The sequence below is a fragment of the Chryseobacterium sp. OV279 genome (genome assembly GCF_900128945.1).
GTDB lineage: Bacteria > Bacteroidota > Bacteroidia > Flavobacteriales > Weeksellaceae > Chryseobacterium.
The window spans coordinates 114342-130251 of the sequence record NZ_FQUD01000006.1; the positions used below are offsets into that span (position 1 = coordinate 114342).

The 15910-nt window shown below is 40.3% G+C and carries 14 protein-coding genes and 1 riboswitch; of the genes, 2 read left to right on the top strand and 12 right to left on the bottom strand.

Translation table 11 applies throughout. The features are described 5' to 3' along the window. Positions 1-83: 83 nt before the first annotated feature. The gene (locus BUA72_RS23170; RefSeq protein WP_034726946.1) at positions 84-2297 is read left to right on the top strand and encodes an outer membrane beta-barrel protein; all 2214 of its coding nucleotides are present in this window, start codon (positions 84-86) and stop codon (positions 2295-2297) included. Between the two features lie 290 nt (positions 2298-2587). Here the strand turns inward: BUA72_RS23170 and BUA72_RS23175 are convergent, their stop codons facing one another. The 12 genes from BUA72_RS23175 to BUA72_RS23230 form a co-directional block, all read right to left on the bottom strand. After that, the gene (locus BUA72_RS23175; RefSeq protein WP_072925587.1) at positions 2588-3298 is read right to left on the bottom strand and encodes a HesA/MoeB/ThiF family protein; all 711 of its coding nucleotides are present in this window, start codon (positions 3296-3298) and stop codon (positions 2588-2590) included. Further along, on the bottom strand, positions 3295-4428 hold the full coding sequence (thiH, locus tag BUA72_RS23180) for a 2-iminoacetate synthase ThiH (protein ID WP_072925589.1): 1134 nt from the start codon (positions 4426-4428) through the stop codon (positions 3295-3297). The genes BUA72_RS23175 and thiH overlap by 4 nt, the downstream gene beginning before the upstream one ends. A 15-nt stretch (positions 4429-4443) precedes the next feature. Then, positions 4444-5220, bottom strand: coding sequence for a thiazole synthase (locus BUA72_RS23185; RefSeq protein ID WP_072925591.1), 777 nt, complete (start codon positions 5218-5220; stop codon positions 4444-4446). After that, the gene (locus BUA72_RS23190) at positions 5217-5831 is read right to left on the bottom strand and encodes a thiamine phosphate synthase (protein WP_072925594.1); all 615 of its coding nucleotides are present in this window, start codon (positions 5829-5831) and stop codon (positions 5217-5219) included. Before BUA72_RS23190 ends, BUA72_RS23185 begins: the two co-directional genes overlap by 4 nt. 6 nt (positions 5832-5837) lie before the next feature. After that, a complete protein-coding gene (locus tag BUA72_RS23195; RefSeq protein WP_072925597.1) occupies positions 5838-6434 on the bottom strand; it encodes a thiamine phosphate synthase in 597 nt (198 codons plus the stop codon). Further along, on the bottom strand, positions 6431-8242 hold the full coding sequence (gene thiC, locus BUA72_RS23200) for a phosphomethylpyrimidine synthase ThiC (RefSeq protein WP_072925600.1): 1812 nt from the start codon (positions 8240-8242) through the stop codon (positions 6431-6433). Before thiC ends, BUA72_RS23195 begins: the two co-directional genes overlap by 4 nt. 25 nt (positions 8243-8267) lie before the next feature. Continuing rightward, on the bottom strand, positions 8268-8474 hold the full coding sequence (gene thiS / locus BUA72_RS23205) for a sulfur carrier protein ThiS (protein ID WP_072925604.1): 207 nt from the start codon (positions 8472-8474) through the stop codon (positions 8268-8270). A gap of 58 nt (positions 8475-8532) precedes the next feature. After that, positions 8533-8630: riboswitch (TPP riboswitch) on the bottom strand. 124 nt (positions 8631-8754) lie between these two features. Continuing rightward, positions 8755-10590 carry a T9SS type A sorting domain-containing protein gene (locus tag BUA72_RS23210; RefSeq protein ID WP_072925607.1) on the bottom strand — a complete coding sequence of 612 codons (1836 nt, stop codon included), beginning with the start codon at positions 10588-10590 and terminating at the stop codon, positions 8755-8757. 211 nt (positions 10591-10801) lie between these two features. Further along, the gene (locus tag BUA72_RS23215; protein WP_394332582.1) at positions 10802-11479 is read right to left on the bottom strand and encodes an RluA family pseudouridine synthase; all 678 of its coding nucleotides are present in this window, start codon (positions 11477-11479) and stop codon (positions 10802-10804) included. 6 nt (positions 11480-11485) lie between these two features. After that, positions 11486-11806, bottom strand: a complete 321-nt coding sequence (locus tag BUA72_RS23220; protein WP_072925610.1) for a hypothetical protein — start codon at positions 11804-11806, stop codon at positions 11486-11488. 3 nt (positions 11807-11809) lie between these two features. After that, on the bottom strand, positions 11810-12625 hold the full coding sequence (gene panB / locus BUA72_RS23225; protein WP_047452718.1) for a 3-methyl-2-oxobutanoate hydroxymethyltransferase: 816 nt from the start codon (positions 12623-12625) through the stop codon (positions 11810-11812). Between the two features lie 63 nt (positions 12626-12688). Continuing rightward, positions 12689-13402 carry a Crp/Fnr family transcriptional regulator gene (locus tag BUA72_RS23230; RefSeq protein WP_047452719.1) on the bottom strand — a complete coding sequence of 238 codons (714 nt, stop codon included), beginning with the start codon at positions 13400-13402 and terminating at the stop codon, positions 12689-12691. 88 nt (positions 13403-13490) lie between these two features. On the opposite strand from BUA72_RS23230, the gene BUA72_RS23235 reads away from it, so the two are divergent. Then, entirely contained in the window at positions 13491-15869 is a 2379-nt protein-coding gene (locus BUA72_RS23235) for a heavy metal translocating P-type ATPase (protein ID WP_072925813.1), read from the top strand. Positions 15870-15910 lie beyond the last annotated feature (41 nt).

Genomic DNA, 15910 nt, shown 5'->3' on the forward strand with positions numbered 1-15910 from the left:
GCTTAAAAATTTAACTTTTCGCAAATTTTGCCGTAACAAATTACTCTTTTTTACGTCTAACTGGAGAGTAGGAAAAAAACATTATGAAAAAAACTATATTAACTTTATCTCTGTTGGGATCTTTTTTCGCCTATTCACAGGAGAAACCCAATAGCGGTACGGAGAAGGAGAAGCAAATTGAAGGTGTAGTAATCACCAAAACTAAAAAAGCCGTTGAACAGAAAGCAGACCGTACTATTTTCGATTTTTCGGAGCAGCCACAGCTGAATAACGGTAACGTTTTAGAAGGAATTAAAAAACTTCCGGGATTGGTATCTACCGATATCGCGGGAATGATGTATCAGGGTAAAATCCTGGATGTATATCTGAACGGAAGACCTTTAAATATCACTTCCAATGAATTGAATTCTTTCCTTGAAGGAATGCCGGCCAACTCGGTAGACAGAATTGAAGTGATCACGCAACCGGGTGCTGAATATCCTGCCACTTCGGGAGGTGCCATCATGAATATCATTACTAATAAAAATGCCAATAAATATTTAACGGCTACTTATTCCGGAAACTACTCTTTTACGAATTACGATAAATTCAGAAGCAGAACCACCCATTCCCTGAACCTGAATGCCAGAAATAAACTGTTCGGATGGCAGCTGAATGTAGGCCAGAATTACCGTGAAAGCATGCTGAACACCATGCAGGATGTATTGTTGAACAGTAATACAGACCGAATCGGCCGCGGATATTTTGCCAAATCAGGAATGACTTTTGACCTTGGGAACGACAGGCTATTGTTAAACTACGATATCTATCATAATAATAATGACAATTATACTGCGAGTAATGGTCTTGCGGAAATTTTTGATAAAGAAAAAGATAAATACAGAGAAGCGGATTTTAACGCTTTTGATGCTGCCCGAACCAATAATCTAAGACAGGAAGCTGTTGCTACCTATCAAAAACGTTTTAGCGATAAGTCTCAAAAACTGGATTTCCAGTTTGGTTATACAAAATCTGACAGTAAGTTTGCCCAGGATAATTTCTTCCAAAGAGGCAATTTCACAGATGATGGTCAAACTTTCAATAATCCTGGTGCCAATGATATCCTTAATAATAAATCGGATATGAGGGTGGCCAATTTCAAGATAGATTATTCACAGCCCATTAAACTTCTGGACGGTGGAAAAGTAAGTGCCGGCGGATTGTACGAAAGACAGGATTTTGAAACAGAAAGTAAAGGACTTAAAAACCTTGAATATCAAAGACAGACTGCTTCTACCTATCTTGAGCTTCAGGCTAAACTGAAAAAGTTTGATTTCACCTTAGGGGCACGTGCTGAAAATTATGATATTTCCGGAATAGCCAGAAAGGACAGTGCCGGTCTTGTAGTACAGAAAGATCTGAGAACGTTCAATAAGTTTAAAATTTTCCCTAATGCAAGTGTGCAGTATAATCTGATGAATCAGGTATATATTGCCGCAAACTATAACAAGAAGATCAGCTTACCAAGCATCTCTGCCCTGAATCCCAATAACGTAACGTTTTCGGGTCCTAACACGCAAATAAACGGTAACCCCAATCTTCAGCCGACCATTTTTGACAATTACGAGTTAAAAATCTCTGCTTTTGATTATGCTTTCATCGGATACAGTGTAAGTTCTGCGAAGGATCAGGTAGCACAGATCATTATGAAGGATGGTAAAAATCTTTACAATCAGCAGGTGAACATTTCCAATATGAGAATTCACAACTTCAATGTTGGACTTCCGGTTCCGTTTATGATCTTCAGCAAACCGATCAGTGAAATTATGAAGTTTGATTTCAATCCGGACAAAATTAACTTCATGTATCTGTATGCAGGTTATCAGAAGCATGAAATTGACAACCTCAATAATAAAGGTTTCTGGATTTTTAATGTAATGGCTCAGTTGATCCTTCCCAAAGGCATAAAAATGACGGCTAATTACAGTTATCTAACCCCTAAAGCCGGTTATTTCTACTTTACGGCAGAAAAGCCATTTAACAATAATGTGGATATTACTTTAACGAAGAAATTCCTGAACAACAAACTGACTCTTTCTGTTTTCGCTAATGATATTTTCAACGGACAGGTGATGCAGGTACGTTCTAATCCGCCAGCAGGCGATGCCGTAATATTGAGAAGTAAATATGATACAAGAAACTTCGGACTGTCTATTAACTACAAAATTCCGACAAAGAATAAGCTGGCAAAAGAAGATGCCAGTATTTTAAACAGTACTAAAAAAGAAGATTCAGGTGTCATGCAGGCTCCCCAGTAACTTATCCAAATAAAATGAGGCAGTAAAGAGATTTTACTGCCTCATTTATTTAAAAACAATATAATGTAACGTGAGTTCAGTTTTTATTATGAGTAAGGAAGTCAGAAGCTCGAAGAGGGAAGTTATTGAAGTCACAGATAGAAACACAGGATATTTTTATTCATCTTTTTAAAACGACTTCAATACCTTTAAAAGAAATTGTTAAGTACTAGTACCCAATAGTAACTTCCATCCTCCAGCTTCCATCTTCCAACCTTTTAATCTTAAATTCTTATCCCAATTCAGTTAATTTAAAAATCTATAGTCTGGAATCTCCAGTGCAAAGTATCAACAAGGGTAAGCTGATCCGGATGTATGGGAAGTTCTGTGATGATCTTTAAAACCTGCATAGCCATCATACTTCCAATAATCCCCGGCAGCGCTCCCAAAACTCCAAGACTGTCACAATCCGGGATATCTTCATCAAAAGGTGGCTCCGGAAAGAGGTCTCTGAGATTTTTACTCCCTTTGTAATTGAATAAGGCAGTCTGTCCTGCAAAACCCAGAATACTTCCGTAGACCAAAGGTTTCCCCAGTTTTACACAAGTATCATTGATCAGATATCTGGCGGTAAAATTATCGGACCCGTCTACAATAATATCATACTGAGAAATGATTTCTTCTGCATTTGAACTGTCAATTTTCTTATCAATTCCTATAAAATTCACCTGATGATTGAGATTACCGACAAAAGTTTCCGCACTTTTGACCTTTGAAACCCCAACTGTATTTTCATTATGAATGATCTGGCGATTCAGGTTGTGAAGTTCTACCTCATCAAAATCTGCAACCCCTAAAGTTCCAACTCCCGCCGCTGCCAGGTATTGAATAACGGGACTTCCCAAGCCTCCTGCTCCAATGATAAGAACTTTGGACGACCTGATTTTCTTTTGCCCTTCCAGCCCGATTTCTTCTATGAATATCTGTCGGCTGTATCTTTCAAAAACATCTTGCCTTTTCATTTTCCACTGTAATTAAATCCACTGTACGCAGGATCCCAGTCTTTCATCACCGGATCGTAGCCTGCTTTTCTGATGCTGGTTTTCACTTCTTCCATGCTTCTTTCATCGCTGGTTTCAAACTGTTCCAGAGATTCTACATCTACGGCATAACCTCCCGGATTGGTTTTAGAAGCAGCACTCATAGCTGTTGCTCCAAGTGAGATGATATTATTTCTGAATTTTTCATTTTCTCTGGTAGATATGGAGATTTCCAGATCTTCATTCCAGATTCTGTAAGCACATATCAGTTGCAGCAGGTCTTTATCTTCCATGATAAAATTGGGTTCAATAATTCCTTCTGCAGGTCTGAGTCTTGGAAAGGAAACTGAAAAACGGCTCTTCCAGTATTGTTTCTGCAGATAATCAATGTGAAGGGCATTAAAGAAACTGTCTACACGCCAATCTTCAAGCCCAAGCAGCACACCAAGTCCGATCTTATGGATTCCTGCTCTTCCTATTCTGTCAGGAGTGTCTAAGCGGAAATGGAAATTGGATTTTTTCCCTTTGGGATGGTATTCTTTATACACTTCCTGATGATAGGTTTCCTGATATACCAACACCGAATAAACGCCTTCCTGATGCAACTGCAGATATTCATTCTCCGATAAAGGCTGCACCTCAATTGAGATATTGGCAAAATGAGGTCTCATCAGGCGGACTGCGTTCAAAAAGTAGGAAATTCCTACGGTTTTATTGGCTTCTCCACTGACTAACAGAACGTGATTAACACCCATAGATTTCAGAACAGAGGCTTCTATCATTACTTCCGTATCAGAAAGGGTTTTCCTTCTCACATCATTATCCAGACTGAAGCCACAATACGTACATATATTCTGACATTCATTGCTGAGGTACATCGGTGCATACAGCTGAATGGTTTTCCCAAAGCGTTTCTGGGTAAGCTGACGGGTCATTTTGGCCATCAGTTCCAGCTCCTGTGCGGCGGCGGGAGAAAGCAGGTTGAGAAAATCATCCAATGTTTTGTTTTTCTTCTGAAGGCTGTTCAGTACATCCGAATGAGTCACTTTTCCGAGTCTGGCCTTTACCTCATCCCACTGATAGCGTTCAAAAACATCTTTAAAGCTGTTCATTATGTATCCGCTGTATTATTCAAATAAAAACGAGGTCAAAGGACTTGAAGCTTCAGCGTGATCTGCTATAGCTCCCAGCCCGGATTCAAAAGCTCTTCTTCCTGCAATAACACCTTCCTTAAAGGCTAAAGCCATATTGACCGGATTTCTTGCCACGGCAATTGCAGTATTCACAAGAACTGCATCAGCTCCCATTTCCATTGCTTTTGCCGCATCTGAAGGCGCCCCGATTCCGGCATCTACCACCACGGGAACATTGCTCTGACTGATAATGATCTCCAGGAAATCTAATGTTCTCAATCCTTTATTAGTCCCAATTGGAGCTCCTAAAGGCATTACTACAGCAGTTCCGGCATCTTCCAGACGTTTACACAGAACAGGATCGGCATGGATGTAAGGCATCACGACAAATCCCAGTTTAGCCAATTCTTCCGTTGCATACAAGGTTTCGATAGGATCCGGAAGAAGGTATTTCGGATCGGGATGAATTTCCAGTTTTACCCAGTTGGTTTCCAGCGCTTCTCTTGCAAGCTGAGCCGCCAGTACGGCTTCTTTCGCGGTTCTGGCTCCCGAAGTGTTGGGAAGAAGGTGAACATGGGTTTCTTTTAATGAATCCAACAGGCCGTCTTCTGCCGCACCGGAATCTATTCTTTTCAAGGCCATGGTGACCATATCTGTTCCCGAAGCAATCACAGAGGTTGCCATTTCATCGAGGTTTCCGAACTTTCCGGTCCCTAGGAACAGTCTTGACCCGAATATTCTGTCTGCTATTATTAATTTTTGATTATTCATATCATTGCTTTTTTAAATTCACTGATGGCAGCCGGCCGGTTGGTGATCTGTCCCGATACCGCCACTCCATAGATTCCGATCTGCTGCAGCAGTTCTATATCTTCAGGCACAACTCCTCCTATCGCGAAGATCTTCGGAATGGTGATTGATTTTTCTTTTAAACTGTTAATCATATGCTGATAGCCTTCAAACCCCAACACCGGGCTGAGCTTTTCTTTTGTAGCCGTAAACCTCAAGGGTCCGAGACCGATATAATCACACCGCTCTTCTATTCTTTGAATCACATCCGACACTGTGTTAGCCGTCCCTCCAATGATCTTATGAGCTCCTAAAACAGTTCTTGCCGTCTCGATTGATACATCATTTAAACCTAAATGAACACCGTCTGCATCAATTTCTTTTGCGATCTGAACATGATCATTGATGATACAGACCGCCTGATATTCTGAGCAGAGCTGTTTTGACACGGTGCAGAGTTCGGTTAATTCGTTCTCTGAAGCATTTTTCCAGCGAACCTGAACCCATTCTATACCATTGTCCAGCGCAGTCCGGATATTGAGTTCCTGCTCCTGCTTTGTCTGTCCCTGTGATATGTATTGTAATTTTTCCATGATTAATTAAACTGAATGATCTGTGATTTTCTCTCTGCATTTTCTGAATGAATGTACAGGTTCTTCACTTTCCCATATTCCTCCTAAAAGCGCTGCTCCGTCTGCTCCGTTTTCAAAGACTTTACTGATATTATTTTCATTAATTCCTCCCAAAGCAATCAGTTTGACATCATAATTTGTCCTCTGTTTCAGGTCTTCTATCACAGCAGATTTCTCACCATATCCCTTTTTCGAAATACTTGGAAAAACAGGACTTACAAATGCATATTCCCATTCTTTTCCCAGAGCATTAAAGGTTTGAATATCATGCACCGAGGTTGAAACAATAGTTGAGTCTGCGTAAGACTTAAAATCTCCGTTCAGACGGTCTATTTCCCTGAAATGAAACCGGGAAACAGGATATTCGTTTCCCATATCATAAAATCCATGCACCACCAATTGAGCATAAAATTTCTCATCAATAGTATCGAGGAAGCTTTTCATTTCTTCCCGGATGAACATAGGTTTCCTGATGTGCAGCAGGTCCAATCCTTCCTGAAACAGCTGATTGATTATTTCAGCCTCATGTTGAACAGAAACTTCAGGAGTGATGACAAGGATCATATATAGATTTCTTTTCCTTTTTCAATAAATTCCTGGGACTTATCCAGCATTCCTTTTTCTGCGGAATCCCTTATCTCCTGAGTGATTTTCATGGAACAGAATTTCGGACCACACATAGAACAGAAGTGGGCAATTTTAGCGCCTTCTGCCGGTAATGTTTCGTCATGATAAGCTCTCGCTGTATCCGGATCTAATGAAAGATTGAACTGATCTTCCCATCTGAACTCAAACCGGGCTTTACTTAATGCATTGTCTCTGTACTGAGCACCCGGATGACCTTTTGCCAGATCTGCAGCATGGGCCGCAAGCTTGTAAGTAATCACTCCCACCTTCACATCTTCTTTGTTGGGAAGGCCTAAATGTTCTTTTGGCGTTACATAGCAAAGCATCGCACAACCGAACCAACCGATCATGGCAGCCCCGATTCCTGAAGTGATGTGATCATATCCCGGAGCAATATCCGTTGTCAATGGACCTAAAGTATAAAACGGGGCTTCCTGACAAACTTCCAGTTGCTTCTCCATATTTTCTTTGATCATATGCATTGGCACGTGACCTGGCCCTTCGATCATGACCTGTACATTATGTTTCCATGCGATCTTGGTGAGTTCACCTAAAGTTTCCAGTTCTGCAAACTGGGCTGCATCATTCGCATCTGCGATAGATCCGGGACGCAGACCATCTCCCAGTGAGAAAGCCACATCGTATTTCTTCATGATCTCGCAGATCTCTTCGAAATGGGTGTACAAAAAGTTTTCTTTATGATGGTAAAGACACCATTTAGCCATAATAGAGCCACCTCTGGAAACAATTCCCGTTACTCTTTTTGCGGTAAGGTGGATGTATCTCAACAATACTCCGGCATGAATCGTAAAATAAGAAACGCCCTGTTCCGCCTGCTCGATCAAAGTATCTTTAAAAACTTCCCACGTCAGATCTTCAGGAACTCCTTTTACTTTTTCCAGCGCCTGATAAATAGGAACTGTACCGATCGGAACCGGACTGTTTCTGATGATCCATTCTCTGGTTTCGTGGATGTTTTTTCCTGTGGAAAGATCCATAATGGTATCTGCTCCCCAACGGCAGGCCCAAACTGCCTTTTCCACTTCCTCATCTATACTGGATGAAACGGCACTGTTTCCAATGTTGGCATTGATTTTAACCAGAAAATTACGCCCGATAATCATCGGTTCACTCTCCGGATGGTTGATATTATTCGGGATGATTGCTCTTCCGGCTGCAATCTCGTCTCTTACAAATTCGGGAGTAATTTTGCTTTTTGGTGTATTAGCCCCAAAACTGTTTCCCGGATGCTGAAATGCCATTTCTCTGGAAACACTATCCAGCTGTTCGATCCGCTGGTTTTCCCTGATCGCTACATATTCCATTTCAGGAGTGATGATTCCCTGTTTGGCGTAGTAAAGCTGCGTAAGCTCCATTCCTTCTTTGGCTACTTTTGGTTTGTGGTCGTACGCAAAACGCAATTCATCGAGACGCGTGTCTGCTAAACGTGCTTTTCCATATTCTGATGTGATGCCGTTCAGGATATCTACATCCTTCCTGTCCAGAATCCACTGTTCACGAATTCTTGGAAGTCCTTTCATAATATCGATGGATACATTTTCGTCCGTATAAGGTCCCGAGGTATCATAAATGGTAACCGGGGGATTTTCTTCCAGACTGCCGTTCGTAAGCCTGGTAGGACTGAGATGAATTTCACGCATTGCCACGCTGATAGGATGTATTTTTCCTTCAACATAAATTTTCTTGGCGTTCGGAAATGGCGAACATGTGATTGAATGAGCCATAAATTTTTGTTTTATTAAATGAGAATTATCCGCCCTGAGTGGCAGTAATGATTAACACTGAATCTTTATCTTTAAGGAGGGTTTCTGCCCAGGCGGACAGTGGAATAATACGGTTGTTCACAGCTACGGCGATCCCCTTTTTCTTTCCGGGTATTTCCATAGCTATAAGTGCTTCCAGAGTATCGGGAAGTACTTCAAATGTTTTCGTTGTGTGGTTGATTGTAAGTTCCATTCCTAATTATTTTATATATACTTTAGGAATGGCCCTTATTGTACAGTAGAATGTACAGCAAAAGTCATTTACTTTTCCCTACGCTGGTATAATCCAGATCAGGTTCAAAGGGTAAAGTCTCAGTCTGTATATTTACAGACACCCCTAAAGTTGCAACGAAGGTAGGTATTTTTTCAGAACGCGCAAAATTTTGTTTTTCTATCCGGTTTATCGAATCTCAGTGAATACAACAAAAAAAGCGATGGAATCCATCGCTTTTGATTTTAAATATTTGTTTTGGTTACTTCTTGATTATTTTATGGGAAGACCTTGTTCCGTCTTTATACTGAACATTCAGAATATATAAACCTGTTTTCAATTCTGATAAATTCACACTGGAGGAAACATTGTCAATCATTTTAACAATTCTTCCTGAAACATCAGCAACAATCACAGATTTTACTTTATCAGCATCAGAAATACTGATGTTATCACTGAATGGATTCGGATAAATTTTCAGCGCATCTTTTTTAGCCGTTTCCAGAGTACTTAAAGTCCGTGGCTCATAAGAAATGTTATCAATAGAAAGACTGTTCGCAGGTGTTCCTAAATTCTTTAAAGCCAATTGGGTTACCCCGGCCGGTAATGCAGGGATATCAAAAGTGAACGGATATACTGTATTGGTAGTCGTTACGCTGAAAGTTGTGAGCTGTACAAAATTATTCGATGGATCTACATATCCTACCTGAAGAATTCCGTTTGCCGTTACTGAAGCTTTTGCATCAAATTTCAGTTTATACGTTCCGGACTGCAGGGTACTCATTGCAGGAAGAGCGACATACGCAATACGGGTTCCCGATGTCCACATATACAGTGTATTGCTTCCGGTAATCGTTGTACTGTTTGAAATATGGCCACCATTATTGGATCCTAAATTAGTCCAGCAAACCGGCAGAACACCTGCATTTCCGTTGGTTACACCGGTGTACCCTTCAAATCCCTCAAAATAAGATCCGGGAAGTGCATCACACTGTGTGGCAAAATTGGTAAGTGGCGTCCAGTTACTTTTATCTGAAGTGCTGCATACTGATCTTACCCATACAAAATAGTTGGTAGCAGGCTGTAGCGGACTTAATGGTGTGGATAATCCTGTTATCCCTGTTATCGTGGCCGGTGTAGAGGCTGTAGGTACAGTATTGGAAGTAGAATAATAGACTTCATATCCATTGGCAGGAGCTGGTGAAGGAGCCGTCCAGTTTACGGTAGCTAAATTGGTTGTGGCCCCTGTTACATTGACCCCTGACGGCATCCAGCATGTAGGTACTGACCAGGTATAGGTCAAACCCGCTGGCGGCATTCCCGGAATTGCGTTCGTTGTATTGGCAGCTTGGGTACTGCTGTTTGCGGTCCCGGCTGTGGAGTTTATAAATTCCAGGGTGGTCGCGTTAAGTCTGTTATTAAAATCTGTATTTGTGCTGCCCCTCAAACCAATCTGAGCTGTCGTTGCTATAGCCGTACTGCCCACTAAAAATGCTCCGCTGTTATACACCATTTTTATAGCATTGGACGTTTCCTGAAGTCTTATCTGAAAAGAAAATGTATAGGCTGCGGTAGTGGAAGCACTGTAGGCTGGTCTGAAATTCTTCCATTGAATCACGATCTCCCGGTTAGGAGCAGAACCTACGGTTTCCCAACTTATGTTTCCGGTAGTACCATTGATATCAAATACGGTACTGAGATCTCTTCCCCAGGCAGAAACAGCTCCGTCATATGCAACAGTTCCAGATATCGGACTGCTGGTTGAGGTTGCTGGTGCTGTGGCCCCAAAGGTAATAAACCCATTTGTGGAAACGTTCAGGGAAGTATAGGATGTTCCATTAAAGACAAAGCCAAATGGCAGGGTTACAGGATAAAAATTACTGTCAAGATTTGTTGCTGAAGTATTTCCTGTAGCTTCAGCCAAAACCGTTCCCGTAATAGAGGTATAAGTTTCTGAGGACTGAGCAAAACTGTAAGCACTTACCTGTGCTGATACAAAACTGCCACCTCCAAGCATTACAGCAAGACCGAATAAAGTACTTTTTAAATAATTTACTTTTTCGTTGCGTTGAGAGAAAAAATTGTAAAAATGTTTCATATACGATGGATTAAATTCCAAACTAAGATATGAATTTTTACAAATAATTAAATAAAAAACAGATTCGAATAAATTATCAACAATAAAATTGATTAATAGTAGTTAATTTATCACTAACCTTGGAAAAAATCAATGAATAAATTTCCATTAATACCCCAACTTTAAAACGTACAAAAACAAAATCCTGCAAAGGTATGCAGGATTATTTTTTTTATTCTTCACAAGCTCTCCATATGGCATCATTCTGCGGAACGGGAGCAATAATTTCTACTTTTTCCTTGGTGACGGGATGAATAAACTCCAGTTTTCTCGCATGAAGATTGATTCCACCATCCGGATTCGAGCGGGGTGCTCCATATTTCAGATCTCCTTTGATAGGAATTCCTGTTTTAGAGAGCTGAGCACGAATCTGGTGATGTCTTCCCGTTTCCAGATCGATTTCCAGAAGCATATAATTATCTAATGTCTTAATCACATGATAAGTAAGAATGGCTTCTTTTGCACCTTCGGTTACTTTTGGAAAAACGCTCGCCTTATTGTTTTTTTCATTCTTCTTTAAGTAATGCACCAATCTCTGGCTCTGAGGAATCATTTCTTTTCCTACGACAGCCCAATAGGTTTTCTTTACTTCCCTGTTTTTCACCATCTGGGTAAGACGGGTAAGCGCTTTGGAAGTTTTAGCATAAATGACCAGACCCGAAGTCGGGCGGTCTATACGGTGAACCAAACCGAGAAAAACATTTCCCGGCTTGTCATCTCTTTTCTTTATAAAATGTTTAATGGACTCCAGCAAAGATTCATCGCCGGTTTTATCGCCCTGAACAAGCTGTCCTACTTTTTTGTTCACCACCAGAAGATGGTTATCCTCATATGCAATCTGCTCCTCCATAATTCACTATTGACGTCTGCTGGATATCGAAAGGATCACTCCCCCCAGAAGACCGATGGTTTTAAGTACCGAAAGTTGTGAATCTGACGGCAGAAAAGCTCCCAATACGCAAGCTCCGGCCGCTGCATACATACCGTACATAAAATTTTTATTGGTCAAGGTAGGAGCCTGAATAAAGAAACTTGCTCCTATCAATATATAAAATACCTTTCCTGAAAGCAGATGATTAACTTCAGGTGAAAATAGATTAAACCAGCCTATGGCCATACAGACCAGTGCTGCAATTGATAAAATTCCCTGGATAGATCTTTGTTGTTGGTCTTTCATCAATTAATAGCTTTCATTTTCGTTAGGAAATTCTACACTTTTCACGTCTTTCACATACTGAGCTACGGCTCCTGTAATTTCTGTGTACAGATCTAGGTATCTTCTTAAGAACTTCGGACTAAAACCTTTGTTCATTCCAACCATATCGTGGTACACAAGAACCTGTCCGTCGCAATCAGAGCCGGCTCCGATTCCTATCGTAGGAATTGAAATGGCTTCAGTTACTTTTTTAGCTAAATCAGCCGGAATTTTCTCCAAAACAATGGCGAAACATCCCAGTTCTTCTAAAAGCTGTGCATCAGCAATTAATTTCTCCGCTTCTGCTTCATCTTTTGCTCTTACCTTATAGGTTCCGAATTTATAAATCGACTGTGGCGTTAATCCTAAATGTCCCATCACAGGAATTCCTGCGTTGATGATTTTTTTGATAGATTTTGAGATCTCTTTTCCTCCTTCAATTTTTACGGCATGAGCACCTCCTTCTTTCATCATTCTTACTGCAGACTCCAATGCTTTCTCAGGATTACTCTGATAGGTTCCGAATGGAAGATCCGCTACCACAAGAGCTCTGTCAGTTCCTCTTACTACACTTTGAGCATGATAGATCATCTGATCCAATGTGATAGGAAGTGTGGTTTCAAATCCTGCCATTACATTGGCTGCAGAATCTCCGATCAAAACTGCATCAACTCCTCCTGCATCTACCATCTTAGCGGTGGTAAAATCGTAGGCGGTAAGCATTGTTATTTTTTCCTTGTCGAATTTCATTTTTCGCAAGGTTTCAGTCGTAACTTTTTTAATTTCAGAGTGAACAGACATAATTTATCTATTTTTTAAAAGTTAAAAAGTCGGCTTTCGCCGACTTAAGTTTTTGTATGATGGTTATAAAACTACGTGACCTAGTTTCATCAGTTTGTCGTGGTTGAGAATTTTGATATTTCTTCCGTCTACTTCTATGAGACTGTCCTGTTTGAATTCAGAGATCAAACGGATGGCACTTTCTGTAGCAGTACCAATGATGTTGGCAATTTCTTCCCTCGTAAGCGAAATCTTGATAAATCCTTCAGGATCTACCCCCAGTTTCTGTTCCAGAAGGATCAGAATTTCTGCCAGTCTTTCTCTTACTGTTTTCTGAGCAAGGAACGTGATGGTGTTGGATGATTCTCCTAATTCGTAAGAGATCTTCTGAAGCATTGCAAAAGAAAGCTGTGGATCTACTTCCAGAAGATACATAAAGATATCTGCAGGAAGGAAAATGCATTCAATGTCTGTCATAGCCTCTGCCTTTGCCTGGAAATTTTCCCCGCAAAGCAATGAACGATAGCCGATGATGTCGCCCTCTTTGATAAATCTTAGGATCTGGTCTTTTCCAAACGCTCCCGATTTTGACAGCTTAGCTGCCCCTTTTTCCAAAACGAACACTCCTTTTGGTGTTTCTCCGTCCTCGAAAATGGTATCGTGCTTCTGAAAACTCAATCTTTTCTTGCCGTTAATATATTTTTCAAAATCAATGCTAGAAAGTCTTTCCTTAAATGATTTATCATTAAAAACTCTGGCGAACCTCTCTTCAATTGCAATCTGTTGTTCCTGCGACATTTTATATGACATTTATCACAAAAATAGAACTTTTTAACACGATAAACAAAAAAAATTGTTATAATTTTGTCGTTCAATATATTATGTGGTGAGCGAGAACTGTTTTCATTGTGGTCAAGGTATAGAAAAAGAGAGAATTTTGTTTGATGAAAAGACTTTCTGTTGCAACGGATGTAAGTCTGTCTATGAAATTCTGAATATCAATAATTTAACTAATTTCTACGAGCTTAATAAAAGAGCCGGAATCCGTCCCAGCGACGAGAGCTCTTCGCAGTTCGAATATCTTGATACACCGGAGATCTTCGAAAAGGTCACCGATTTCTCAGAAGGAAAGACCAGTCTCGTCACTTTTAAAATCCCTGTAATACACTGTTCTTCATGTATCTGGCTACTCGAAAGCCTTCATACCTTGCATGAACATATCAATTACTCTCAGGTGAATTTCACCAGAAAGACCTTACAGATTTCATTTAATCATAACGATCTCAAATTAAGCGAACTAGCTAATTTCTTAACCAATCTTGGTTACAAGCCTGTTATCAGCCTTGAAACTGCCGATAAAAATGTAGATCATCTTGACAAATCTCTTCTTATAAAATTTGCGATCGCAGGTTTTGCATTCGGAAACGGAATGTTCCTGGCTTTTCCGGAATATGTGGGAGGTGAAGATTTCTGGATGGAGCATTACAAAGGACTTTTCAGAACATTAATGTTCTTACTGGCATGTCCGGTCGTATTTTATTCCGCATCGGATTATTATAAATCGGCATGGTACGGATTAAAAAATAAGATTGTAAATATTGATGTTCCGATCGTACTGGGGATATTTGTTCTTTTCGGACGAAGTATTTATGAAGTGGTTACCGATTACGGTCCAGGTTATTTTGACACCCTGTGCGGATTGCTGTTCTTTATGTTAATGGGAAAAATTTTCCAGAAAAGAACATACAGCGCATTATCTTACGACAGAGATTATAAATCATTCTACCCTATCGCCGTTACCAAAGTAGATTTCGAAGGTAAACAGGACAACATTCTTCTTTCTGAAATCAAAGTGGGCGACAGAATTCTGGTAAGAAACCAGGAAATCATTCCGGTGGATGCCATTCTGATCAACGGGGAAGGAAATATTGACAACAGTTTCATTACCGGAGAAAGCGAAAGCATCAGCAAGCAGCCTGGTGATAAAATTTTTGCCGGTGGAAAACAGATCGGATCTTCACTTGAGCTGGAGGTGATCAAAGATGTTGACCAAAGTTATTTAACACAGCTTTGGAATAAAGAAGCGTTCAAGAAACACGAAACAGGCCTTGACACACTGACCAACAACGTCAGCAAATATTTCACATTCATCATTTTAGGCATTGCAGTCGTTTCAGGAACTTATTGGGCGTTTATTGACCTTAATGTCATGTTCCAGGTTATTTCAGCGATCCTGATCATTGCATGTCCATGTGCACTAGCATTGTCTGCTCCGTTTACTTTCGGGCACATCATGAGAATTTTAGGACGCAATAAATTTTACGTAAAAGATACGCTGACGATTGAAAAGATTGCGAAACTGGATACGATTGTTTTTGATAAAACAGGAACTATTACCCACAGAAAAAAATCTAATATCAGATATGAAGGTATTGAAATCAATGATTTTGATCAACTGAATATCAAAACGTTATTAAAAAATTCCAATCACCCGCTTTCCAAATCGTTATACGAATTCATTGAGGTGAATGATGACTACTATCCTGTTGAAAAATTCCAGGAAATTTCAGGAAAAGGATATGAAGCGAGCATAAGAGGAAGCCTTTATAAGATTGGTTCTGCCCGTTACAACAACCAGGAACCTAAGAATCTAGAAACAGCGGTTTACATAAGCAAGAACGGCGAATTTGTAGGTAAATTCATTTTCAAAAACGAATACCGCCCGAAATTAAAAGAGCTGTTTACGAAGTTAAGCACCTACAAAATATTCATTCTGAGCGGTGATAACTCTTCTGAGGAAAATCAACTTAAAGAACTGATCCCGAACTACAAAGGAATGGCTTTCAACCAAAGCCCTGAAGACAAACTGAACTACATCAAAAACCTTCAGGATCAACAGATGAAAGTAGCGATGCTGGGAGACGGACTGAATGATGCAGGAGCCCTGAAACAAAGTAACGTAGGAATTGCTATTGCGGATGACACGAACAGTTTCACACCATCGTCTGATGTCATCATGAATGGGGATAAAGTAGTGACTCTGGACAAATACCTGAGTGTCTGCAAAGGCTCGATTACTATTGTAAAAATGACATTCATAATCAGTTTCTTATACAATATTGTCGGTTTAAGTTACGCAGTTACAGGCCATATGCATCCGCTCTTCGCAGCAATCATCATGCCAATCAGTTCGATCACGGTGGTCACATTCACTACTCTTTCGACCTGGATATTGGGCAGAAAACATTTCAAAAAGCAGGCGTAGAAGCCCTTATTTAGACTGATTTTAAATTAGCTGAAATCGGC